Source organism: Nitrospirota bacterium, from assembly GCA_016235245.1.
GTDB lineage: Bacteria > Nitrospirota > Thermodesulfovibrionia > Thermodesulfovibrionales > UBA6898 > UBA6898.
This window is the reverse complement of sequence record JACRLO010000012.1, coordinates 45,221-69,912: the sequence shown is the minus strand read 5'-3', so window position 1 is coordinate 69,912 and position 24,692 is coordinate 45,221. Positions and strand designations below refer to the sequence as shown.

Sequence of the window (24,692 nt, the reverse complement as noted above, 5' to 3'; positions counted from 1 at the left end):
CTACTCATTGGTTCGAAACTGGTTTTTCTTCTCATATCCTCGCGGCGTAATCATCAGATTATTCCATGTCAGTGTCTTTGAGTTTCCAATAATTACCGTAGTCTGCATATCGATGTCATGCTCAAGCATATGTTCAAGATCAGTAATGACTACCGACTCATTATCCCTCATTGCTGCCTTTACAATACCAACAGGAGTCGCAGGGTGACGATGATGCATGATGATCTGGTGTGCCCTGCTGATATGCTCAGTCCGCCCTTTGCTCTTTGGATTATAGAGTGCAATCACGAAATCAGCCATTGCAGCGGCGTCAAGTCTCCTCTCTATAGTCTCCCATAAAGTCAGCCTGTCAGAAAGGCTTATTGAGGCAAAGTCATGCATCAGTGGAGCACCAAGACGCGATGCACAGGCATTAAGCGCAGATATGCCGGGGATCACCTCAATTTCCGGGTTCCGGGTTCCGGATTCCGAACTCCGGTTCTTCAGGAGCTCAAGCACAAGGCCTGCCATTGCATATATTCCGGGGTCACCTCCGCTGATAACCGCAACCGTCTTCCCCTCAGCAGTAAGTTCTATAGCTTTCCTGCAGCGGTCAATCTCCTGAGTCATGCCGGTAGCTACGACCTTTTTCTCGCTTATCAGATCCTGAATAAGATCAAGGTATGTCCCGTAGCCCACAATTGCATCAGAATTCTTAATCGCGTTCTGTGCATAAGGAGTTATGTGATCAATACTGCCTGGACCGGTACCAACAATAAATATCTTGCCGAATTTCATTTTATTCCTTCCTGACATTTTCTTTGCGACAGCCACAGTAACATTACCGATCTTCTGTTTATGAATAAGCAATTGGCCTCCTCCGGCTGCAAGGAAAGCAGAAGGCTCAGCAACAGCCTGTGCGCCCGTAGCTTTTTTTGCAGCAGGTGAAAAAGCGATGTCTTTAACAGCATTCAAAGCATCAGCACTAAAAATGCGAAGATCAAGTCTGTACTTCTCCGCAAATAAGATCAACCCCGGTTCATTCTTTTTTATATCGATCGTGGCAATTGAATGAAGAGAAAAAAAGCTCAGGGTATGTTCAGCAAGCGCTTTTCTGACCGCAGATTCAATCTCCAGTGCTGAGGTGCCGCTGTTGCATCCAATACCGACAACAAGATCCTTTGGCCTTACATAGAGCGCCTGCCTCTTTCTGTCTGCCGCAAACAAAACATGAGAGATAATCATATCAGCAGCCGCTGGATCTTCTGTATGTAAAAATGCCTGCGGCAGATCAACTTCTGCCTCAGAAAAAACCGAAATACTCCCCTTATTCAGCAGCTTCGTTGCAGCCTTCGAAAGCATGTCCCAGTTTTCGATCGCAAAATCATTAGCCTCGGCCCAGAGATCTAATGAGGGAAGATTATTCAGATCAGATGCTGTTGTAATGACTGCCTCACCTCCGAGGAAAGCTGCTATCTCTTTTGCCTTTTCATTAGCTCCACCAAGATGGCCGGACAACAGACTTATTACATACTGTCCCTTTTCATCCATAACAACGACAGCAGGATCAGTCTTCTTATCCTTCATATAAGGAGCAATTGTCCTTATTACAATGCCTGTTGCCATAATAAAAACAAGCGTACTGTTCTTCCTCCAGAATTGAGATGAAAACCTTGAACTATATTTTCTGATATCTGCTAACGGGTAATGACCTGCGAGCTTTTCTGCAAGTCGTCTGCCGCTGTCAGTTATATAAAAGATCGCGACATTGCCTGCTTCAGCGTTTTTCCTACTTCCTGAACTCATGTCTGAAATCCTTATGATAGAGCTTCGACTCTTTTCCCATTGCCCGCTCAGAGGCGAAAAGCGCCTTCCCGACATATATCAATGCCGTCTTTTTGATGCCTGCCTCCTCGACAAGTCCTGCAATGGTCTTCAGCGTGCCCCTGACAATCTTCTGCTGGGGCCATGAGGCCTTTTCGATAACTACTACCGGGGTGTTTTTTGGATAACCTTCCAGCAATTCAGAGACTACCTTCGTAATCATGCCAACACTCAGAAAAATAACAAGGGTTGCCTGATGCTTTGCAAGTCCGGAGAGCTGTTCCTTTTTTGGTACAGGTGTCCTGCCCTCAAGTCTCGTAAATATAACGGTCTGGCTGATCTCCGGTATGGTGAGTTCCTGCCCGATCGCCGCAGAACCAGCGAGTGCAGAAGATACACCGGGCACAACTTCGAAGCTGATGCCAGATTCCTGCAGATGCTCTATCTGCTCAGTTATAGCGCTGTAAAATGAGGTGTCGCCGGTATGCAGTCTAACCACACGTTTGCCCTGCTTAACCGCTTTTCTGATAACGCCGATGATTTTATCGAGATCCATTGAGGCAGAATCATAGATCTTGGCCTTCAGATTTTTCAAAAGCGCGGGATTCACGAGGCTTCCGGCATAGATCACAACATCCGCCTTTCTGAGGAGTTTCTGCCCCTTAACTGTCAGAAGTTCGGGGTCTCCAGGGCCAGCTCCCACAAAGTAAACCTGCGGATGATTAATAGAGGAAGATAGATCAGATTTGTTATTTGTTTTTTTCATTTTTTACGATCACCATCGAAAAATAGTTGAGGTCAATATCTGTTACGTCTTTCAGGCTACGGAATATCTTTTCGTCTTCCATTCCTGTCCGCACGATATAGGCGGCCTTGTCTGTCAGCTGCATTTCATCAAGTTTTTGCCTGATCTGATTAAAAACCTTGTTCACCTTCATAAGCACAACCGTGTCGAACTTCAGAAGCGTATCACTGAGGTCTGACATATAATTTGCAGGCAGCACCGCAATCCGTTCATCAGCAATCCCAAGATAGATACCAGCCCGCGCAGCTGAGGCCATAATGGACGAGACACCAGGGACAATCTCAATTTTGATATCAGGGTTCAGGTTGAGCAGTCTTTCATGCAGATAGTAAAAGGTGCTGTAAACGGTAGGATCGCCGATGGTGATAAAAACAACATCGATATTGCTGTCGAGTCTGCTCGTTACGTTATCAACAGTCTTTTGCCACTGGGCATCAAGATCACCCGGCTCTGCAGAACCCCTCGTCTTCTGCATCGGGAAATAGGCCTCGACAATCTCCTTGCCGGAAAGGTCCAACAGATTGCTGACTATTGACAATGCCAGACTGCTTCCCTCCTCACGTCCCTTTGGCACAAAAATACAGCTGGCAGCCTTCAGTATCCTCAGCCCCTTTAAGGTCAGAAGTTCAGGATCTCCGGGGCCTACACCTATCACAGTAAGTTTTCCAGGCATCTACTTTTTTTCTCCTTTGACTATAAAGACAGGATTCAGTGCGCTCATATGTTGTTTGCTGCCGGCTTTTTTGGAGCGGGATACAGATATCTCTGAAACATCAGATTCAAAACCATTGGTGGCAAGGGTTTTCATTGCTTCGCCAAGGGTTTCGATGGTAGTGGCATTTATCACGATTACGCCCTTTGTCATGGTTTTGTTGAGCAGGTCCGCTATATCACTCATATGTCCGCTGCTGCCGCCGATGAATACCCGGTCAGGGGCAGGCAGCTCACGTAATACATCCGGGGCCTGACCCGATATGATCTCAATATTGGATACTTTAAAACGCGCAACATTCTCCCTGATATTTCCGATCTGCTCCACGTCTTTCTCAATTGAATAAATCGATAATTCAGGATAGAGCCTTGCGATCTCGATCGAGACTGATCCTGATCCTGCACCTATGTCCCAGAATACGCCCTTTTGCGGAAGCCGTAACTTGTGGATCGATACAGCCCTGACCTCATCCTTTGTTATGAGGCCCCTTGAATGAACGATATCATTTTCCTTCAGTCCGAAGGGCGGGCACGATGTTTCTGCCAGTTCAGGCTCTTTTATGACTACTACAACATTTGGTTCGCTGAAAGACATTTCTGCAATCACTTCAGGCGTTCCGCTGCTGACCTTTTCATCAGGATATCCCAATCTTTCACAGACATATATAGTAACTGCGTGATCCGCAATAAGACACCTGGCAATCAATGAAGGATTATTTTCCCTGTCAGTAAGTATCGCAAGCTTCTGATGTTTCTTAACCAGCATTGGCAGATCTATTAGTTCAAAAGGCAGTCTTCTTCTTTTCTCCGGATCAGGGCCGCCGTGCAGGCTGATCAAAAACGCATTGTCCCATGGCTCCTTGATCCGGGCAAAGGCAAGTTGAATACTCGAAAGATCAGGCAGTATCTCGACCTTATCATGACCGAATTCTTCAAGGACCTTCCTTCCGATGCCGAAGAAGTTCGGATCGCCTGATGCAAGCAGGACGAGAGGCTGTGATGAGAGATGGGTGATGAGTGATGAGTGAAGAAATGAAATAGTTTCATCAACCTTGTTGATCACCCTTATATTGTCCTTGACTGCATCAAACTCCGCGTATTTTTGAAAAACCTCATAGAGTCTCTTCGATGCAAGTATAATCCCTGCGGTCAAAATTAATTCCCTTGCCCTTGCATTTAGTGGCCGGTAGCCTATTCCGATGACATATACCTTATTCACTCTCTGCAATTATCCCCCCTTCGTATGATACAAGATGCGCGATAACCGGAATGCCCGCAGCAATCTTTTCGGCATATTCCTTTGCTTTTGCGCAGACCCTTAGAAAAAGTTCCGGGCTCCGGGCTCCACGTTTTAAGTTAATGAGATCATAGATTTCACGTGCAGTATTGAAATCGTAAGTCGGATCTAAAAGTCCGGGGATCAGTTTATTCAAAAAAAGAACAGCCTGCCCAAGATCAATTGCGCCATGTCTCACATGCGTCTGCGGAATGCCCATGGCAATCTTCAGCATTTTTGCCCAATGAGCGCTTATATGAATCTTCCTGAAATCGTGCTTTTTTGCATCGATGAGGGAAAACTCAACATAGTCTCCCATCATCACATATGACTCAACCGGCAGGCCGTATCTTTTCATATGCGCTTTCTCCGATACCCTTCCGGCAGAGAGCACCACTTCTTCACATTTCATTGCCTTTGCGACATCCATAGCTGCCGTAATGCTTGCTGTCCAGGCCTCTGCGGAAAGAGGCCTCACAATACCTGAAGTTCCAAGAATCGAAATGCCTCCGATAATGCCAAGCCTCATATTGAGCGTCTTTGTTGCCAGTTCCTCTCCGTCTGGAACAGTGATAGTAACCTCTATTGCCTGACCGTCAGGCAATAGATATTTATCAAGAGCCTCTCCTACGGCTTCCCTGATCATTCTTCGCGGCACAGGATTTATGGCAGGTTCTCCGACAGGGACAGCAAGTCCTGGCTTCGTTACGGTTCCAACACCTCTTCCGCCTTTGAGGATAACAGAGGAAAGTTGTTCACCCTCTCCCCTTTTCTCCTCGGCGAATCCGCCTGAGTGCGGAGAGGGGTGGGTGAGGGTCATCAATCTCACTTCCGCCACTATCTCTGCCCCGTTGGTAATATCAGGGTCGTCTCCTGCATCTTTGATTACTGATGCCTCAGCAATCCGCTTCCCGTCCTGAACACTGAACGCTGAACGCTGAACGCTGAACGCATGCCTGCTTCCATCAGGAAAAGGAATTTCAACTTCCGTTTTCATTTCGGTAACAAGGTCGGCCTTTGCGATGATCTTCTCATCCGCATATCTGCCGGTTATTACCAGCTCGACATTCACAGGCTTCATATCCATAACTTCAATCAGATCCTCGGCACTGATAAGGCCCCGGCTGACCGCAACATTTGCTTCATCCAAAATAATCAGATCATAATCGCGCGACTGCATGATCATCTTTGCCTCGTCAAGCCCGTGTCTGGCTGCATCAATGTCAGATGCGTTCGCTTTCCTATTCAGGATAAAACCCTTACCTGACTGCTTTATGGTGATAAGATCGTTAAAACGCTCAAGCGCCTTATGTTCGCTGCACCTGCTTTTTTTGATGAACTGCATAACAAATACTCTCAATCCTGCTCCTGCAGCCCGCAGAGAAAGCCCCAGGGCCGCAGTTGTTTTGCCTTTGCCGTTTCCTGTATATACCTGGATATATCCCCTGCGCATATTCAGCCTACCTTCACATCTTCCATTATCTTCAATATTGCCCTTCTTGCCTCACCAACAGTAAGAGGTATCTTTCCAAACCCGATCTTGTCCTCATGTTTTAGCTTATAAATCATCTCTGCAATATGAGGCAGCCTGAGTTTGACCTGCTCCATATCCTTGGGTGCCGTAAAAACCTCCTCTGGGGACCCGCCGCGTACAATTTTCCCTTTGCTCAAAATGTACAGCCTGTCAAGAAAGACAGGGACAAGGTCAACGCTGTGCGTTGCCATCACGATCGTAACCCCCTTCTTCCTGTTCAGTTCGGTAAGAAGCTTCATCATCCTGTACTCTCCCATCGGATCAAGCCCTGCTGTCGGTTCGTCCATCAGGAGTATCTCATGTCCCATTGCAAGAAGACCTGCAATACATATCCTCTTTTTCTGTCCAAAGCTGAGATTATGGATCGACTTCTGCGCATAGTGTTCCATATCAACATCGCGTAAAGCTCCTAAAACACGCTCGGAAGTCTCATCCTCTGAAAAGCCCATATTCAGGGGGCCGAATGCAACATCCTCAAATACTGTGGGTGCAAAGAGCTGCTCATCAGGATTCTGAAAAATAAGACCGATCTTCCGATATATTTCCTTTGGCGAAAGCCTCCTGATCTCAGTGCCGTCAAGCAGAACACTGCCATCGAAATCCTTCAGCAGACCGTCCATGACTTTCAGCAGAGTAGTCTTGCCGGAACCGTTAGAGCCTAACAGCCCGGTAAATTCCCCACTCTTTATGCTGATCTGTATGTCAGACAGGGCAACCGTATTATCCGGATATTTAAAGGACCTGATATTGAGGTCCAGCCTTACAGAAGTTTCCATGCCACTCCCATGAGCGATACAATCACTACTGCTCCTGAGACTTCCCATGCCCTGAAAGGTTTATGCTTCAGCATCGGCATATCCCCGTCATATCCGCGCTGAATCATCGAGACAGTTATGGCATGACTCCGGTCAAAGGCCTTCAGAACAAGCGAACCGGCCAGAGTACCAAAAGATCCAAGCCCCCGCCTCAGCCCGGCATATCCAAGCCGGTTTCGCTGTGCATTATAGATAACCTGGGCATCCTCGAAGATTACGAATATATAGCGGTATGCAAACATCAGGATCTCTACGAAACCCTTCGGCACTCTCAACCATGAAAGTGCAGACATGAGCGCAGTAAACGGTGTAGAGAAACCGAGCAGCGCGAGTACGGACACAGCACCAAGAATTCTGCAGGCGATCGTCAGTCCCTCCTTTAATCCGTCTGCATGCCCGGTTATAGAGATGCCTGAAACCTTTATCAAAAACATGACGTCACTGCCTGAGAAGAAGAACTTCAGCAGCACCAGCATTATGATGATGAACAGGGGCTCTGAAAACCTCAGCAGAAATATTTTAAGAGGTACCCTGATATGCATGCAACCGGCCAGACAACCCGACAGAACAATAACCGGGAAGATAAAACCCTTATAGCTGAGGACCAGTCCGAGCAGAATCAGGGCGAAGACAAGCTTCACCCTGGCATCAATGCCTGAAAGACCATGTTCTGTTTGGATGCCTTCAGAGAAGAGTTGCATTACTCTCTTTTTTCTCCTTATCGTTAGACCCATTGCTCATCTTCTTTTGATCCAGTAACGTTCTCCAGTAATACCCTGCAGCAAAACCGCCGACAGTGCCTGCAAGAAGAAATACAAACAGCAACAGGTCCCCCTGATCCGTATTGATCAACGGCTCCCTTGCTTCCCTGCCATGGTCCTTTGCATATTTTTCTATGACCGATTCGTCCACGCCTGACCATTTTTCAGCGGCCATAACGAGTGAGGAATAAAGGGTGACGAGCAGCAGAACTCCCATGAAGCATAGAACTTTGAACTTTGAACCTTGAACTCTCATCCTGTCACCTCTTCAGGCTTCAGGACTCGCATCTTTACCAGCAAATCAGGCCTCTTCTTATAGAGAAGCACAACCATGCCGGCTGTCATTGCACCTTCAAGTATTCCAAGAGGAAGCTGTGTCGGGATAAAGGCGATCAGGATTTTCAGGAAGAGGGGCATAAAGGCGTCCTCTCCCCTGATGCCTGATGCAAGCTCGGCTGCAGTTGTCATGTACGTTACCCAGTCAGCAAGAAGACCGGCAATAAAACCGGAGACGGCAATATTAATTTTTATTGTGCGCAAGAGCTTGAATGTCAAAAAACCGGTACAAGAGCCCATCACCCCCATTGAGACAATATCCGCACCCCACGTACTCAATCCTCCGTGCGCAAGGAAAAGGGCCTGTATCAGGAGGGCGACAGCGGTAATCAATATGCTGATCGCTGGACCGACAAGTATGCCTGCGATGCCTGTGCCGCAAGGATGGGAACATGTCCCGGCTGTCGGAACCGGAATCGGCAGGCAGGAGATGATAAATACAACCGCAGCCATCAGACCTACAAGCGGTTTGAATGACAGGTCAATAGATGACTCTTTTTTGAGTTTATAAAGCCCCCATGCCACAAACGGAACTGCGACAAGCGACCAGAGTAATGCCCAGTTAAAAGGCAGTATGCCCTCTGAGATATGCATGGCATGAGCGGAAGAGGCAGCCAGCAGTAAAGGGAAAAGCGTGAAGAGCAAAACCGCAAATCTGTTATTCATTATTCTTCCGCCATCTTCAATAATGCATTTACGATTGCGACCGCAACCGGCGTGCCGCCCTTTCTGCTTAAATTCGTTATGAATGGAAACTGCTGGGTTGCAAGGAGCGCCTTTGACTCAAGGGCCTTTACAAAGCCAACAGGCACCCCAACAACAAGAGGCAGGGGGCGAGGGGCAAGGGGGGAATTAAACAGTTCAATGATCTTCAATAATGCGGTCGGAGCATTTCCGATGGCAATAATTCCGATATTCTCAGCCAGCCCCTTTTCCATAGCAATTTCCGAGCGGGTCTTTCCGGTCTCCTCAGATATCCTTGCAACCTCTTCATCCGCAATACTACAGATCACTTTCCCGCCCCACTTACTCATCAGTTTCTTATTGATCCCGGCCTTCACCATCTCGATATCGGTCAGGATATTCCTGCCTGCCCTGATCGCCTCTATGCCGGCCTTTATTGCTTCCGGGTGGAACGTAAGTGTATTTTTAAATTCAAAATCAGCAGTTGAATGTATCACTCTCTTTATTATCGGCACCTGCTCTGCGGGAAGACCGCTCAGGTCAGTTTCTTCAGAAATTATCTCGAAACTCCTCTTTTCAATATCCAGAGGAACTGCGAACTTTGCGCTTTGTATGCGCTCCATGACAATCTCTACAAGTTTGTCATGTACCCCAAGAGGCTCCGTATAGACCAGGTCCAGATCAGGGAACCTGCTGCGCGCTTCGTCAATTATTCCGGGGATGTCCTTTGTAACATGCATGCCTGAACTCAGAAAGTAGGGATGGGCTATGATCCTTGTTGCTCCATCCTCAACGCTCTGCCGGATTGCAGTCATGATGTCGGGCTTTCCAAATTCGAGATATGCTGACCGCACGCACGTGGATGAACAATCAGGGTGGATCGTGTTATGCAGCAGCCTGCCGACAATATCTATGTTGTTTGCCTCTTTTTTTGGGCTTCCGTGTCCGATAAGTATGATATGTTCCATCTTATTACCTTTCATCCCTGCAAGAATTGATAAATGCCTTTGCTATAGCCTGATTGCTTCCGAAGTGAAGGTGGATGTAGCTGGCGAGGGTTCTCTTATACGTAAACCCTGCAGCCGAAAGTATATCTCCTGATCCATTCTTTACAGAATAGGAGCGTGCCACCCCCTGATCCTGCCCATCCATAATCTCAGAATAGTGGAATTCATGCCCCCTTGCAACTTCATTACTGCTGCCGAGAAGGCAGTCTCTGGTCAGACCTATCTCACGATACCCAAGGCGCGACCTGCCTTTTTTCATTACCGTCTCAAAGGGGAAAACCCCGGCCATCTTATATCTCTCATGTTCGGTTTTCCATATTCCTTTAGACAGATACATCAGCCCGCCGCATTCCGCATATATCGTTCTGCCCGATTCCGCAAAATTCCTGATTGCCATGAGCATGGAACTGTTTCGGGATAGCTGTTCCGCATGCAGTTCAGGATATCCGCCGCCGATATAAATACCATCAATTTTGACTGGCAGCTGAGTGTCCTCAAGAGCGCTGAAGAAGACCAGCTCAGCACCCGCCTCTCTCAGCAGATCGAGATTATCCTCATAATAAAAGCAGAAGGCCCTGTCTCGGGCAACAGCAATACGGCAAGTCACAGGGGATTGGTCCTCGCTATCTGACAGCCCCGGGCCTTGACCTCTGAGCCTGGACGCGCTCTTTATTATACGATCAACGTCAATCTGTCCTATGACCGCATCGGTAAGTCTGTCGATGTTTTCCTTTGCAATAGGATTATCCTCAGCTGTTGTTAAACCAAGGTGTCTGTGGGGTATTTCAAAGTTCAGGTCCCTCGGCAGATAGCCGAGCACCGGCATATCTATAATACTCTCCTTAAGCCGCTTAAAGTGATTTTCTGATGCAACACGGTTAAAGATAACGCCGGCAAAATTAAGTGGCGACTTCACCTCCCCCATCCCCTGCTTAAAAGCACCTACTTCTGGTCCCTTGGCAAGGAGGGGAGAGAGGAGGGGGCTGAAATCGATCATCCCTTTCACAATCGCCCCTGCTGTCTCTGCCATGCCATAGGCATCGACAACAAGAACAACAGGAATCCCGAGACAGCCGGCAAGCGCTGCAGTGCTCAAGGTACCATCATAGAGCCCCATCACTCCTTCGACCACCGAGATATCTGCATCAAGCGAATGCCTTACAAAACAGTTTCTGACATAATTTTCTCCGCACATCCAGAGGTCAAGGTTCCTCGAAGGCCTGTCAGTTACAAGCCGATGAAGACCGGCATCGATAAAGTCAGGTCCTGACTTGAATGGCTGGACAATAAGTCCCTTTTCCCTCAAGGCAGCCATCAACCCGAGTGTTACGGTCGTCTTGCCGCAACCGCTGTGTGTGCCTGCTACTACGATGCCGGACATAATTTCGACAACTCCTTTAACAGGATTCGATTTTCTTTTCTTGAACGGACCGCAATTCTAAGGTATGTTTCGCCGAGGCCATCGAAGTTGGAGCAGTCCCTTAAAAGGATACCCTTCTTTGAGAGGGCATGAATAACCTTCTGCGCATCTTTCATCTTGATCAGATAATAGTTTGCGCTTGAACGAATATATTTAATAGCCAGTCTGTCGAGGCCCTCTTCGAGATACTTTTTTTCACGACGCATCATATCAAGTGATTTTGTCCGACACCCCGTATCTTCGAGCACAGCCCTGCCGACAGCATCAGCAATACAGTTTACTGTCCATGGCTCTTTCTGCATCTTCATTCTCTGGGCCACCTTGAGCGGAAATATTCCAAACCCGAGCCTGAGTCCGGCAAGCGCATAGAACTTGGTCATGGACCTGAGCACAATCAGATACGGATTCCGGCTGACATGCTTTATGACCGTTTCATCCGGACAGAAATCCATAAAGGCTTCATCAACAACAAGATAACATCCAAGATCCTTGGCTGCGTTTGCGATCTTCAGAACGTCTTTTTTCTTTAAAAGTCTTCCTGTAGGATTGTTCGGATTACAGAGAAATGCCAGATCGCAACCTTTCATCGACCTAATAAATGCCTCAGAAGCTATATCAAAGTTATTTTCGGGTTCCAGCTTAAGCCTTCTGATGTCTGTCTTCCGAATACTACTGCAGGACCTTTCATACTCAGAAAAGGAGGGAGATGTAACCAGCACCCTTTTCGGTTTGAGTACCCGCGGGATCAGATATATGAGTTCAGTGCTGCCGTTGCCGCAGACCACAGATTCGGCTGAAACGCCATAATACCGCGCAATAGAGGAGGCAAGTGACTCAGCAAAAGGTTCAGGATAGTGTGGCAGAAGACTTATTGCTTTTCTTATTGCCGCAATTGCAGTCTTCGGCACTCCAAGAGGATTAATGGATGCGCTGAAATCAAGAATTTGTTTCAGTGGCAGGCCAGACATCTGCGAAGCCTTATGGATATTGCCGCCGTGCCCTGTCATCGCGAAGTTCTCACTAGTTCGAGTATGACCGCAGCAGCGATTACCGATAACCCAGAAGCCACAATAACAATAGAGCCGGTCTTCCTTGCGGCTGAAAGATAGTCTATATTTCTGATATCACCGATATAGGGCTTTGCGATTACCACACCTCCATACGTTGAAGGTCCCCCGAGCCTGATACCAAGTGCCCCTGCCATTGCAGCTTCAGGTACTCCGCTGTTTGGGCTCGTATGGTTCCTGCTGTCACGGAACATGATGTTCATTGCATAACGGGCCGCAGAAAAAGACCTCTGAATAATACATGACGATATTACGACGAGCAATCCGGACAATCGGGAAGGGATATAATTGGCGATATCGTCGAGCCTTGCAGCCGCCCAGCCAAAACGAAAATATTTTTCATTCTTGTATCCGACCATAGAGTCTAAAGTGTTGATCGCCTTGTATGCAATCGCAAGAGGCAGACCGCCAATAGCGAGATAGAAAACTGGTGCGATTACGCCGTCAGAGAGGTTTTCAGCAAGCGTCTCGATTGTTGCCCGCAGCACTCCATCTTCAGAGAGTTCCGCCGTATCCCGTCCAACGATCATGCTCAGATGTTGTCTGGCATCATCAAGCATGCCGGCCTTTATCGAGTCGATTACCTGTTTTGCTGACGAAACAAGTTCCCGAAGGGCAATCGTTGTTCCGACCAGATATATCAGGAGTGCCTCGCTCATGATCAGAAGAAATCCTGATGTCGCCTCTCTCAACATAATACAAAGCAGATACGTCAAAAGGGCAGACGGAAGTACAATCAAAAGAATGAGGATGACACCTCCGGCCTTTTCCCTGCTTCCAGAAAAGAAAGATCTGAGAAGGTCTTCCATATACAAAATCGCCTTCCCGATGATCCTGACAGGATGGGGCAGCCATCTCGGGTCGCCTATGGCGAGGTCCAGAATAAATGCCAGAATAAGTTCGAGAGGTCCGATCACAGGGTTAAGATCCTCCTGAGGAATTCCATGTCGATATTCTTTTTTACCATGGCAGCAAGATTGTCCAATGCCTTTTCCTTCATTCCTGTATAGTCGACCGTAACAGGCAGAACAGGCAGGCCTTTCTTTTCCCTGATCCGGTTAAGCAGATCACGCCGGAATGTGTTGTTGTCAAAGATGCCGTGCAGATAAGTGCCCCAGCAGTTTTTATTGACTGAACCGTCCAGAATTCGTGATGAGTGATGGGTGATGGGTGATAAGTCTGAAGACAATCTCCTGATTCTGAACAGCCCGATATCACCAGTGCTCCTGCCCATATGTATCTCATAGCCAGAAAGGCGGGGATTAGGGATTTGGTTTTGGGGGTTGGCACTATTTCCGATCCCTGATCCACAATCCCTAATACCTGCCTCTTCCGCCTCGACCTGACAGGTAATCTTCTCATTTTCAAAAATAGTCTCAATATTCAGAAGCCCAAGGCCTTCCACTTCAGGATGTGAACTCTCTGCATGGTGCGGATCGAGGATTCTGCTGCCTAACATTTGATATCCTCCGCACATACCCATAATTTCAATGCCTTTTGCAAAAGCCCTGCTGATGCTTTTATCAAGGCCCTGCTTTCTCAGAAGCAGCAGATCCTTTACGGTATTTTTTGATCCGGGGACAATAACCATATCTGCATTTTCGATCTCAGCAGGATTGGTGGAATAAACGAGTTCCACATCAGGTTCCTGAGCAAGCGGGTCAAAGTCTGTGAAGTTGGAGATATATTTCAGCCTGACTATGACTATTCGGATCTCTTTTGAGCCATGGTCCCTGCTCCTTGAACCTTGCGACAGGGCCATGCCGTCTTCTTCAGGCAGACCCAGATCATGGACATAGGGAAGCACACCGATAACCGGTTTCCCTGTCCTGTCCTGTATCATCTGGAGTCCGGGTCGAAGAATCTCCATATCGCCACGGAACTTGTTGATAATAAATCCCTTGATATGCCTGCTGTCTCTGCCTAATAGTTTCACGGTGCCGTAAAGCGATGCAAAGACCCCGCCCTTATCGATATCGCCGACAAGCAGCACAGGCGCTCTTGCCATTTTTGCAGCAGACATATTCACAATGTCTACATCCATAAGATTTATCTCTGCAGGACTGCCTGCGCCTTCCATAATGATCAGATCGAAAGCCTTGGCAAGTTTCTCATACGATGCAGTTACCGCCTTCCATGCCTCTTTTTTAAAGGTATAGTATTCCTGCGCCTTCATATATCGAAACGCCCTGCCATGGATAATCACCTGGGAGCCCATCTCGCCAGAGGCCTTAAGCAGTATCGGGTTCATATCGACAGTCGGTACCACTCTTGCCGCCTCTGCCTGCAGGGCCTGGGCCCTTCCGATCTCGCTGCCCTCCTGGGTAATAAACGAGTTAAGTGCCATATTCTGTGCCTTAAATGGGGCGACCCTCACTCCTTCATCGGCAAAGATTCTGCATAACGCTGCCGCAATAAGGCTCTTACCTGCCCCTGAACCCGTGCCCTGTATCATCAGCGCTTTAGTCATTTGCATTGCCATTTATCAGCTTCACAACCGGATACTTGTCCCAGAACTCGATAACATTTACAGCTGCATAATCCTGTTCTATCCTGAATATGTTTTCGAGCGGAATGCCCAGAACATGACAGAGGATTATCCTGTTGACGCCGCCGTGAGCTACAACAGCGATGCATTCACCGGCATGGCCTGACAGTATCTTATCCAGTGCTGTTATTACCCTCTCTTTCACCGCAAGCGTGCTCTCACCGTCCACAGGGCTATATTTCAGCGGGTTGTCTGCCCATGCATTAAACTCCTCAGGATACTGCTCCTTGATCTCTGTAAAGCTCATGCCTTCCCAGATACCGAAGCTCCGTTCCCTGAGTTCAGTGACCTCAATAGGTACAATGCCGTGAGGAGCAGCAACGATCTCTCCGCTTTTAACCGCCCGGCAGAGATCAGATGTATAGACAGCCTTCAACCTGTCAGAAAACCCTGACAGAGTCGCCTGCGTGTCATGAATATCTTTTAGATAGCTCATATGCCTTGAAGAAGAGGAGCCTTTCACCTGTGCGGCCACAAACACGGAGGTCCTTTCGACCTGCCTTATGCCGTTTTCAGACAGAGGCACATCAATGCTGCCCTTATAGCGTTTTGTCTCGCTGCCTTCTGTCTCGCCGTGCCTTATGAGATAGAGTGTCGTAACCATGTATATGTCACCATTAAAGAAATTATCTCTGATGCCTCACTCAGTGCGCCGAGCGTATCCCCGGTCATTCCCCCGAGCCTTTTTCTGAAGAACTGAACCGCCGCGATGGATAAAAGATATTGCGATACAACGAGAAGAACAAAAAGAAACGTGTAGCCTACATGGAATCGGTCCTGCAGAACCGAAAAAAAAGAGACTACAAAAAGAATAAACAGAACAAGCGTTGAACCGATCAGATGCCCAGCCTTGATATTATCGATAAAGATCCTGCCGAGTCCATCCTTTCGCGCAGAGCGGCAATGCAGCATTGCAGGGACTGTTACCCACTTCGAAAATACGGTCATCATAAATACGGCCCCAAGAAAAAGCGACAGTGGGACCAGATGAAAAAGACTGTTCAAAAGCAGAAATTTCAGCATAAGCGACATTACTATTGCCGTGGCCCCTGCTGCGCCTATCGTGCTGTCTTTCATAACCAGCAGACGCTTTTCGATATCTGAAGCAGCGTTGCCTGAAGATTTCACCGACAGACCGTCAGCGGTATCTGCAAGACCGTCCAGATCAAATCCTCCGTTGGATATGATATGCGCTAACATGATGAGGCCGCATACAACCGCTGCATCAAAGAAGCGAACCATCACCGCTGCTGTCAATGTGATCATCAGCCCCTGACAGGCGCCCGCAACCGGAAAGAATATGGATGAATCGACCATGTCCTTTTCAGATACATCGCCTTTTATCTTCACCGGTATTATGGTCAGAAACTGTATTGCAAGCAGCATCTTCTTCATTAATTGATAATGTCGTCGGTGACGCCCGCTTCACCGAATGTGGCCATTTCCCGGTATATTCTCAGCCCTGCCTCGATCATATGCATCGCAAGTGCAGCGCCTGTGCCTTCACCAAGTCTCAGATTCAGATTCAGAATTGGCTCCAGCCCCAGCTTTTCGAGCATGGCCTTATGTCCGATCTCGACAGAACTGTGGCCTGCGATCATATAGTCCTTTGTCTTAGGCTCAATGCCGTATGCAATAATGGCCCCGGCAGTAGAGATAAACCCATCGATAACAACAGGAATACGGTGGGCTGCAGCCCCGAGGATCAGGCCGGCAATCCCGCCAATCTCAGCACCTCCTACTTTTGCAAGAACGTCAAGTGCATCTGAAGAATCAGGTCTGTTTAATTTTATACTCTCTTCGATAACTTCGATCTTCCGCTTCAGGGACTGATCAGTTATGCCAGTACCTCTGCCTGTCACGTCGGCAACTGCCCTGCCGGTCATCACAGAGGCGATTGCACTGGAAGGTGTTGTATTGCCTATGCCCATATCACCGGTGCCAAAGAGTTGGTACCCTTTTCCGGCATATTCTGAGGCGAGATCAATGCCGACCTGAATGCACTGCTGCGCTTCATCTTTGGTCATGGCCGGACCCTTCATCATATTTTTTGTACCGCGCATGATCTTCCGCGACACGAGCCCTTCGATGTTGCCGAAATCATGGTCAACGCCGACATCTACGACAATCACTTCTGCACCTGCATGTCTGGCAAGAACGTTTATTCCTGCACCGCCTCTAATGAAATTAAATACCATCTGAGGGGTCACTTCCTTTGGGTATGCAGACACTCCCTCCTCAGTAATTCCATGATCTCCGGCAAAGGTGAATACCACTTTTTTGTCAATTACCGGCATGGTATTTTCAGTAATGGCAACGAGCTGTTTTGCCAGATCCTCAAGTCTGCCGAGGCTTCCGGGAGGTTTTGTGAGATTGTCCAGCCTCTTTTGCGCCCCTTCGAAAAATTCCGGTCTGACCGCTTCGATCTTCCTGATAGTATCCTGCATATCCATCCCCCTATTTTATCCTTATCGATATTCCTGCAGCCACGAGATAGACTTCGTCGGCAACAGCTGCAATTTGCTGATTCAGCCTTCCTGCCATGTCCCTGAATCTCCGGGCAAGTTCGTTGTCCGGGACAATACCCATACCGACTTCATTTGAGACTACAAAAACCCGTGATGCGTGATGAGTAATGAGTGATGAGATAAAAAACTGCATCTCTTTTTCCTGATCTTTATCGGCAAGCATGAGATTAGAGAGCCAGAGAGTGAGGCAGTCAACGAGAACAACATCATGGGTAGAGGAAGCAGTTCTTAATACCTCTGCTAAATTCAAAGGCTCTTCGACCGTATTCCAGTCACTGCCCCGCTCTTCTTTATGTTTTGCGATGCGGTCGGACATCTCCGCATCGAATGCCTGTGCCGTGGCTATATACACCTTTTGTCCCGGCAGTTCTGAGGCGCGATTGAGCGCGAAGGAACTCTTGCCGCTCCGCGCTCCGCCCAGTACAAAGGTAATTCTGTTAATGCGTTCTGACATTATTTTTTATCAGAGCCGGCCATGTCGGCTTCGAACATGCCACGGAGCATATCATTGGCGCAGAACTTTCCGCACATGGTGCAGGAATGCTCGTCGCCATTGCCCCTCTTTGCCTTGATCTCTTTAGCCCGCTCAGGATCGATTGCAAGGGAGAACTGTTTATCCCATTGCATATTCCGCCTTGCCTTTGACATCTCCTTATCCTGATGCAGGTTCTTGAGCTTGATCATGTCGCCGACATGGGCCGCAATCCTCGATGCAATAACACCCTCCCTGACATCTTCAGGAAACGGCAGGCCGAGATGCTCGGAAGGTGTAACATAACAGATGAAGTCAGCGCCAAAGGAAGAGGAAAGAGCTGCCCCAATCGCAGCAGTGATATGGTCGTATCCGGGCGCAATGTCGGTCGTGATCGGGCCTAACATATAAAACGGCGACTCGCCGCTCATCTTCTTTTCCATAATGATATTTGCCTCTATCTCGTTGATAGGGATATGGCCCGGGCCTTCTACCATGGTCTGGCAGCCCTGTTCACGGCCGAGCTCTGCAAGTTCGCAGTTTATCAGCATCTCCTGGATCTGTACCCGGTCTGATGCGTCATGGATCGCGCCTGCGCGGAATCCGTTGCCGAGGCTGAGTACTGCGTCATACCTCTTCATGATTTCGACAACGCGGTCAAAATGTTCGTAAAGAGGATTTTCCTTCTTGTTATGCTCCATCCAGGCAACCATGTACGAGCCGCCCTTTGAAACAAGTCCGCCGTACCGGTAGTGTTGCTTCCTGAGCATCTCGACAGTCCTTTTGTTAATACCACAGTGGATCGCCATGAAGCCGACCCCTTCTGCGCACTGCTTTTCGATCATCTCAAAGAGCAGTTCTGCAGGCATATTGACAGCCGCGCCGTATTTTTCGATCGCAATCGCAAAGGCCTCATAAAGCGGAACAGTACCTACGGGGAGGCTGATCTCGTCCAGCACGGCCTTTCTGATCGCTTCTATGTCACCGCCAACGCTCAGATCCATCAGAGTGTCAGCGCCGTACTGTTCTGCGATTTTTGCCTTTTGAACTTCCATCGCAATGTCCGCGATCTCGGTTGATGAGCCGATCGAGGCATTTACCTTGGTCCTGAGCCCCTTTCCTATGCCTACGACCCTCTTTCTTCGGTTGTTGTTCGAAGGAATAACGATCTTTCCGCCTCCAACCCGTCTCCGAATGATTTCAATATCGAACCCTTCGATATCCGCAACTGCCCTGATCTCCGCGGTAACTTCGCCATTTGCTGCTCTTTCCAATTGTGTCATTGTCGTCTCCATAAAATAAAAAATCCTCAAGGCAGAAAATTTGCCTTGAGGATTGCACCCTGTTTCACTTCATCCTCTTCTTCCATCCGCGGGAAGGCATCTGAGGGATCGGGGGTTGGGGAGCGGGTGTTAGTTTTTTACTAATACCTGTTCCCTAATACCTATACCCTGCTTCATCCAGGCAGGTCTTCTGACTCTCCTGACCCTTGCCAGCCTTCCCATCCCGATAATCAGAACAGTGGCGTACTACCAGCAAAGGCGTTTATCCCGGCATGGCCGGGATCAGGATTACAGCGGCGGGACCGTCCCCGGATCGGATTGTTTCCTCACGGGATTCCCTATTATGCCTCTTGGCACCTGAACGTTGCGCTATTGTGACAACAAAGCGGCAAATATATCAAGTTCAACCTGCAATTATCAGATTGTGAAAGAAAAATTATCGTTGCGTCAAATTTATTTCTGCATGATCGTTAGCCTGAAGTTCCCCAAAAAATACCACAATAACAAAAACAGAATTCATAAATAACGTCTTCAGATGACAGCAGCAGATTCGCAGGATTCCCTTGTTTGACGGTCTTTTGCCCAGCGTGATAAGATAGGCTCATGCCTGTCTTCAGCTACGAAGCCATTGATTCCGCCGGGAAAAAAGTAAAAGAAACAATTTCTTCCTCGGACGAAGACACCCTTAAGTCAACGCTCAGGGGCATGGGGCTTGTGCCTCTCAGTATCAAGGTGAGCGAGGCAAAAGAAATCTCCCTGTTTCAGAGGATAACAAACGAAGATGTCCTGATCTTTACTCAGGAACTCGGCAACCTGCTTGAATCAGGACTGCCCATAGACAGGGCTCTTTATGTGCTTTCAGAGCACTCTGAGAAGAAGGCGCTCTGTGCGATCATCAAGGAAGTCTATATTGACATCCAGAGAGGCAATACGCTCTCGAGTGCCATGGCCAAGCACAGAATATTTCCACGGCTTTATATCAATATGATCAAGGCAGGAGAGTCAGGCGGGATTCTTGAGGTAGTCATTAAGCGGTTGGTAGGTTTTCTTGAAACAAGTATCAATTTCAAAAAGGAGATTACCTCAGCGCTCATCTATCCTATTCTCCTTACCGTTGTCGGTGGCCTGGCCGTGTCAGTGCTGATGCTCTCTGTTATCCCGAACTTTGCTAAAATATTCTCTGATATGGGGCAGACACTTCCCCTGCCTACCTTGATCCTGATGAAGGTGAGCAGCCTGTTTGCAGCCTACTGGTGGGCATTCCTGGGCGGGCTCGTTGCGATTATTTTTCTGATTCGCGGGTATGCAAGGACTGCAGAGGGCAAGAGTTATATCGATGGGCTCAAGCTGAAAGTGCCTGTGCTGAAAAAGCTGAGCATGAAATTCATCATTGCCAGATTTTCGAGGACCTTCGGCACACTCCTTCAGAGCGGTGTTCCGATTCTTGAGGCCATACGGGTTTCACGGGATGTCATAGACAATGACGTTGTTGCAAAGAAGCTTATTGTGCTGGAAGTGGGCGTAAGCAAAGGCAAGGGTATTTCTGTCCCCTTGAGAGAGAGTGGCGTCTTCCCTGCTATTTTTAACCAGATGGTGGCGGTCGGTGAAGAGGCAGGAAGACTAGAGGAGACATTTCTTTTGATAGCAGACAGGTTCGAGGCAGACACCAGGAACCTTATCAAACGGTTTGTGAGTCTCTTTGAGCCCCTGCTTATCCTGCTCATGGGCATCGTGGTAGGCCTGATCGTCATTTCCATGCTTATGGGCATCTTCAGCATCAACGAGATACCAATGTAGCAAGAATACAGAATAGAGAAATCAGAAGCCAGAATACTGAAAAGCAGGAGGATATATGAACAATAGAAAAGAACAGGGTCACGTTAACAACAGAAAAGGCTTTACGCTCATAGAATTGCTGGTCGTTATGGTCATCCTCGGGATGCTGGCAGCCCTTGTCGGCCCCCAGATATTTGGCAAGGTCGGGAAAGGCAAGCAGTCTGCTGCCAGGACCCAGATAGAGATGCTTGGCCAGGCCCTTGACAGCTACCGGCTTGATGTCGGCAGATACCCAACTACTTCAGAAGGTCTCAATGCGCTGGTCACGAATCCCGGTGCACAGGGCTGGGACGGTTCCTATCTCAAAAAAGGGGTGCCGAACGATCCCTGGCAGAAACCCTATCAGTACCAGGCACCAGGGGCACATGGTGACTATGACCTGTTTTCCTATGGTGCTGATGGTGCTGCAGGGGGAGAAGGTGAAAATAAAGACGTCAACAGTTGGGAATAGGAGTGGATTCACGCTCCTTGAGCTCCTTGTTGTTCTCTTTATTGTCGGTATAATCGTATCCATTGTTGCAGTTTCTGTCGGGAGATTTCGCGACAAGGCACTCTTTACGGAAGAGGCGCGCAGGATATACCTGACGACACGGCATGCCAGGGAGGCTGCCATTCTTGACAGAACAGAGGTCGCTTTCAGGCTCAACGAGGAGACGAATACGTACTGGCTTGATTATCCGGGTTCAAAACCGTCAGAGAATCATATCGTTCCGAAAAAATATCCCGTAACCGGGGCAGATATCTTCTTTTTCCCCAAGGGGAACAGCTCCGGAGGCCTGATAGAAATACAGAATGAAAAAGGGCAGAAATATGCGATTGAGGTCAATCAGGTCCTCGGCACGTCTTCAATCAAACGGCTTTAGTCTGATGGAGGTTATGGTCGCTCTCGCGATCATGGCTGTTGCGGTAGTGGCCGTGTTTCAGCTCTATTCCCGTGCTCTGCGTTCAACAAAGAAGGCCGAAGACATCACCAAAGCGATTTTCTATGCACGTTCCATGCTCGATGAAGCATACAGCTTCTCTGATCTTTCTGATGCATCAGGATCAAAAGAATATGAGAAATACTATACGGTCAGCCGGCAAGTGGTGATTAAATCAGAATCGGAGGACAAGAAGGCGAAGCTCTATGAGATCGTGGTGACCGTCACCTGGCCTCCTTCCGGAAACCTGACCATCAAAGGACTCCGTTCTGTCTATGCTCCTGAAGGATAACCGGGGCTTTACGCTCCTCGAACTGCTCATCGCGATAACCCTCTCGATCCTGATCCTTGTTGTACTTGGTGCGGCCATGAGGCTTGGATACATGTCACAGTCAAAAGGCACAGAGCGGAGCGAGGTGACGCAGAAAGTGCGTATTCTGGAAGACAGGATTGCGTGGCTTATCAGGGGTACCTATCCCTTTTTTTTGAAGAAGCCTGACGAAAAGAAGATATTCTTCGACGGCAAGTCTGACAGGGTCGGTTTTGTGACATCCAGCATTGATACTCACGGCGCAGGACCGGAGGACCTTGCAGGATTGAAATGGGTCTCGATCTTTGCAGACAATGAAGGGCTGAAGATCCGGGAAAAAATATATTTTCTGGAAGATGTGTTTGAAGACAGTAACGGTAAAGTCTATCTGCTTGACCCTGAGGTAAAAAAAATAGAGTTTGAATTCTTCGAAATCAAGGAAGGGGAAAAGCAGGGTACCTGGATCAGCGAATGGGACCCCAAAGACAAAGAGACAATACCTGCAGCCGTTAAGGTTAAGATAACCCTTGAACGCAAAGGACAGAAGCTCGAGATTCCCGAAATGATCGTCAAGACTGCAGTTCAGCGGAAGCCAACCGGTCCGCGCTGAAATTACCTGATCTTTGCCCCTTCTTCAACGTCCTTTTCAGGCATGAGAATGATTGGTACGCCGTCAGAGCCTGTTGCGGCAAGGAGCATGCCCTGTGATTCAACGCCCATCAGCTTTGCGGGCTGGAGATTGGTGACCACGACGATCTTTCTGCCTACAAGGTCTTCAGGCGCATAGGCCTTCCCGATGCCTGCCACGATCTGGCGCATGCCACCGGTGTCCACCTGAAGACAGAGCAGCTTGTCTGATTTTTTCACTCTCTCGGCGCTTATCACCTTCCCGATTCTGAGTTCGACCTTTGCAACATCCTGTATGGCGATGAGGTTTGTTTCTTCCTTCTTCTCTTCCTGCTTTGCTTCTGTCTTTAACTCTTCTGTCATCTTTTTTTCCTTTTCTATCCTCGGAAAGAGTTGCTCCCCTTTTGCTGTTTTTATGGTATAGCCCGGCACCCATTCGACATCGTAGATGCTGGGGAATTCTTCTGTTTCCGTTCTGCTTTTTCCTGTCTCGTTGGTCAGTGATTCCAGTCCTAACTGCTGCCATATCTTGTCTGCCGTTGCCGGCATAAAAGGATAGATCGACAGGGCGACAAGCCTGAGCGTGTTCCAGAGGTCGAACATGACCTCCTTGAGCCTGGGCAGATCTGACTTTGCCAGTTTCCATGGTTCAGTCTGGGCGACATGATTGTTGGATGCTCTCACCAGGTCCCAGATATGATCGAGAATAGTATTGAACTGGCAGCGGGACCAGATTTCAGTATTATGGGCACTGTTAAAAGCATTACGGCACTGCAGTCCGAAATTTGTCTTGCCAAAGGGTTGCGGCTTTTCGATCATCCCGCCGAAATATTTCTCCGCCATGGTGATGAACCTGCTCAGGAGATTGCCGAGGTCATTTGCAAGATCAGTATTGATGCGGTTCACCAGGGCCTGCTCTGAAAAGTCACCGTCAAGGCCGAAGGGCACCTCTTTAAAGAGAAAGTACCTGAAGGCGTCCACGCCGTAGCGGTCGGCCATGTCATGAGGGTCAACAACATTGCCGACCGACTTGGACATCTTTTTCCCCTCTATTGTCCACCAGCCATGGGCAAAGATATTGCCGGGCAGGGGAAGACCGAGCGCGATAAGCATGGTTGACCAGTACACCGCATGAGTAGTGAGAATATCTTTGCCGACAAGGTGGTGCTCAGCAGGCCACCAGAAATCGCCTGTTCGTGCCTTATCTGCATCTGGTGCAAGATAGCGCGTTGCAGAAAAATAGTTCACCAGCGCATCGAACCAGACATAGGTGACGAACCTGTCATCGAAGGGAAGTGGTATGCCCCATGAGAGCCGATGTTTCGGCCTTGATATGCAGAGGTCTCCAAGGGCGTTGTTCTTGAGGAAGCCGAGTACTTCATTCCGCCTTGTCTCCGGAAGGATAAAGTCAGGATGATCCTTGATATAGGCAACAAGCCTCTCGTGATATTTTGACATCAGGAAGAAATAGTTTTCTTCCTGGATCTGCTCAACAGGTCTGTTGCAGTCAGGACAGTTTCCGCCTACAAGATCCTTCTCTGTCCAGAACCTCTCATCAGGCGTGCAGTACCATCCGGAATAGGAGCGTTTCTCGATCTCGCCCCGGTCCCAGAGCATCTGGAGGAGGCCCTGCACGGTCTTGATATGGTTAGCGTCTGTTGTCCTGATAAAGGCATTATTGGTGATATTCAGTTTCTTCCATATGGCCTTGAAGTTATCAACAAGGAGGTCCGCATGTTCTTTGGGAGAACGGTCTTTATCCGCAGCAGCCTTCTCCACCTTCTGGCCATGCTCGTCCGTGCCGGTGAGGAAGAACACCTCATCGCCTTTCAGTCTGTGATAGCGCGCCAGTATATCAGCTGCAATAGTCGTGTATGCATGACCGATATGGGGGATATCGTTTACATAATAGATCGGTGTAGTAACATAGAATTTCTTATGCACTTGCT

General features: G+C 48.5%; 23 protein-coding genes, 1 pseudogene and 1 riboswitch. Of the genes and pseudogenes, 5 read left to right on the top strand and 19 right to left on the bottom strand.

The annotated features are described in order from the left end of the window. The 18 genes and pseudogenes from cobJ to thiC form a co-directional block, all read right to left on the bottom strand. Positions 1-1,785, bottom strand: coding sequence for a precorrin-3B C(17)-methyltransferase (cobJ, locus tag HZB31_06490; GenBank protein MBI5847586.1), 1,785 nt, complete (start codon positions 1,783-1,785; stop codon positions 1-3). Further along, complete coding sequence (gene cobM / locus HZB31_06485) at positions 1,769-2,569, bottom strand: precorrin-4 C(11)-methyltransferase (GenBank protein MBI5847585.1); 801 nt, start codon at positions 2,567-2,569, stop codon at positions 1,769-1,771. Before cobM ends, cobJ begins: the two co-directional genes overlap by 17 nt. Further along, a complete protein-coding gene (gene cobI / locus HZB31_06480; protein MBI5847584.1) occupies positions 2,553-3,281 on the bottom strand; it encodes a precorrin-2 C(20)-methyltransferase in 729 nt (242 codons plus the stop codon). The genes cobM and cobI overlap by 17 nt, the downstream gene beginning before the upstream one ends. Further along, entirely contained in the window at positions 3,282-4,538 is a 1,257-nt protein-coding gene (gene cbiE, locus HZB31_06475) for a precorrin-6y C5,15-methyltransferase (decarboxylating) subunit CbiE (protein MBI5847583.1), read from the bottom strand. Continuing rightward, the gene (gene cbiD, locus HZB31_06470; GenBank protein MBI5847582.1) at positions 4,531-6,048 is read right to left on the bottom strand and encodes a cobalamin biosynthesis protein CbiD; all 1,518 of its coding nucleotides are present in this window, start codon (positions 6,046-6,048) and stop codon (positions 4,531-4,533) included. Before cbiD ends, cbiE begins: the two co-directional genes overlap by 8 nt. Before the next feature lie 2 nt (positions 6,049-6,050). Beyond that, positions 6,051-6,905 carry an ATP-binding cassette domain-containing protein gene (locus tag HZB31_06465; GenBank protein ID MBI5847581.1) on the bottom strand — a complete coding sequence of 285 codons (855 nt, stop codon included), beginning with the start codon at positions 6,903-6,905 and terminating at the stop codon, positions 6,051-6,053. Beyond that, complete coding sequence (gene cbiQ, locus HZB31_06460; protein ID MBI5847580.1) at positions 6,890-7,645, bottom strand: cobalt ECF transporter T component CbiQ; 756 nt, start codon at positions 7,643-7,645, stop codon at positions 6,890-6,892. Before cbiQ ends, HZB31_06465 begins: the two co-directional genes overlap by 16 nt. After that, positions 7,629-8,707 (bottom strand): annotated as a pseudogene (locus HZB31_06455) (energy-coupling factor ABC transporter permease). Before HZB31_06455 ends, cbiQ begins: the two are co-directional and overlap by 17 nt. Next, on the bottom strand, positions 8,707-9,693 hold the full coding sequence (locus tag HZB31_06450) for a precorrin-8X methylmutase (GenBank protein ID MBI5847579.1): 987 nt from the start codon (positions 9,691-9,693) through the stop codon (positions 8,707-8,709). The pseudogene HZB31_06455 and the gene HZB31_06450 overlap by 1 nt, the downstream one beginning before the upstream one ends. 4 nt (positions 9,694-9,697) lie before the next feature. After that, complete coding sequence (locus HZB31_06445; protein ID MBI5847578.1) at positions 9,698-11,113, bottom strand: cobyrinate a,c-diamide synthase; 1,416 nt, start codon at positions 11,111-11,113, stop codon at positions 9,698-9,700. Beyond that, positions 11,098-12,159, bottom strand: a complete 1,062-nt coding sequence (locus HZB31_06440) for a threonine-phosphate decarboxylase (protein ID MBI5847577.1) — start codon at positions 12,157-12,159, stop codon at positions 11,098-11,100. The genes HZB31_06445 and HZB31_06440 overlap by 16 nt, the downstream gene beginning before the upstream one ends. After that, complete coding sequence (cobD, locus tag HZB31_06435; GenBank protein MBI5847576.1) at positions 12,156-13,136, bottom strand: cobalamin biosynthesis protein CobD; 981 nt, start codon at positions 13,134-13,136, stop codon at positions 12,156-12,158. The genes HZB31_06440 and cobD overlap by 4 nt, the downstream gene beginning before the upstream one ends. Next, positions 13,133-14,689: a cobyric acid synthase gene (locus tag HZB31_06430; GenBank protein MBI5847575.1), complete on the bottom strand. Its 1,557-nt coding sequence runs from the start codon at positions 14,687-14,689 to the stop codon at positions 13,133-13,135. Before HZB31_06430 ends, cobD begins: the two co-directional genes overlap by 4 nt. Beyond that, complete coding sequence (locus HZB31_06425; protein MBI5847574.1) at positions 14,682-15,371, bottom strand: histidine phosphatase family protein; 690 nt, start codon at positions 15,369-15,371, stop codon at positions 14,682-14,684. Before HZB31_06425 ends, HZB31_06430 begins: the two co-directional genes overlap by 8 nt. Next, positions 15,347-16,162 (bottom strand): adenosylcobinamide-GDP ribazoletransferase, encoded by an 816-nt coding sequence (locus HZB31_06420; GenBank protein ID MBI5847573.1) that lies wholly within the window; start codon positions 16,160-16,162, stop codon positions 15,347-15,349. The genes HZB31_06425 and HZB31_06420 overlap by 25 nt, the downstream gene beginning before the upstream one ends. Next, entirely contained in the window at positions 16,162-17,220 is a 1,059-nt protein-coding gene (gene cobT / locus HZB31_06415) for a nicotinate-nucleotide--dimethylbenzimidazole phosphoribosyltransferase (protein MBI5847572.1), read from the bottom strand. The genes HZB31_06420 and cobT overlap by 1 nt, the downstream gene beginning before the upstream one ends. A gap of 4 nt (positions 17,221-17,224) precedes the next feature. After that, the gene (gene cobU, locus HZB31_06410; GenBank protein ID MBI5847571.1) at positions 17,225-17,749 is read right to left on the bottom strand and encodes a bifunctional adenosylcobinamide kinase/adenosylcobinamide-phosphate guanylyltransferase; all 525 of its coding nucleotides are present in this window, start codon (positions 17,747-17,749) and stop codon (positions 17,225-17,227) included. Beyond that, the gene (gene thiC / locus HZB31_06405; GenBank protein ID MBI5847570.1) at positions 17,749-19,050 is read right to left on the bottom strand and encodes a phosphomethylpyrimidine synthase ThiC; all 1,302 of its coding nucleotides are present in this window, start codon (positions 19,048-19,050) and stop codon (positions 17,749-17,751) included. The genes cobU and thiC overlap by 1 nt, the downstream gene beginning before the upstream one ends. Before the next feature lie 162 nt (positions 19,051-19,212). Then, a riboswitch (cobalamin riboswitch) is annotated at positions 19,213-19,426 on the bottom strand. A gap of 227 nt (positions 19,427-19,653) precedes the next feature. Here thiC and HZB31_06400 point away from each other — a divergent pair. The 5 genes from HZB31_06400 to HZB31_06380 are packed head-to-tail and all read left to right on the top strand — an operon-like array spanning position 19,654 to position 22,726. Continuing rightward, positions 19,654-20,847: a type II secretion system F family protein gene (locus HZB31_06400; GenBank protein ID MBI5847569.1), complete on the top strand. Its 1,194-nt coding sequence runs from the start codon at positions 19,654-19,656 to the stop codon at positions 20,845-20,847. Between the two features lie 55 nt (positions 20,848-20,902). Continuing rightward, positions 20,903-21,337, top strand: a complete 435-nt coding sequence (gene gspG / locus HZB31_06395; protein MBI5847568.1) for a type II secretion system major pseudopilin GspG — start codon at positions 20,903-20,905, stop codon at positions 21,335-21,337. Then, positions 21,306-21,749, top strand: a complete 444-nt coding sequence (locus tag HZB31_06390; GenBank protein MBI5847567.1) for a prepilin-type N-terminal cleavage/methylation domain-containing protein — start codon at positions 21,306-21,308, stop codon at positions 21,747-21,749. The genes gspG and HZB31_06390 overlap by 32 nt, the downstream gene beginning before the upstream one ends. Further along, complete coding sequence (locus tag HZB31_06385) at positions 21,697-22,098, top strand: prepilin-type N-terminal cleavage/methylation domain-containing protein (GenBank protein ID MBI5847566.1); 402 nt, start codon at positions 21,697-21,699, stop codon at positions 22,096-22,098. The genes HZB31_06390 and HZB31_06385 overlap by 53 nt, the downstream gene beginning before the upstream one ends. Further along, the gene (locus HZB31_06380) at positions 22,082-22,726 is read left to right on the top strand and encodes a prepilin-type N-terminal cleavage/methylation domain-containing protein (protein ID MBI5847565.1); all 645 of its coding nucleotides are present in this window, start codon (positions 22,082-22,084) and stop codon (positions 22,724-22,726) included. The genes HZB31_06385 and HZB31_06380 overlap by 17 nt, the downstream gene beginning before the upstream one ends. 2 nt (positions 22,727-22,728) lie before the next feature. Here the strand turns inward: HZB31_06380 and metG are convergent, their stop codons facing one another. Next, on the bottom strand, positions 22,729-24,687 hold the full coding sequence (gene metG / locus HZB31_06375; protein ID MBI5847564.1) for a methionine--tRNA ligase: 1,959 nt from the start codon (positions 24,685-24,687) through the stop codon (positions 22,729-22,731). Positions 24,688-24,692: the final 5 nt, after the last annotated feature.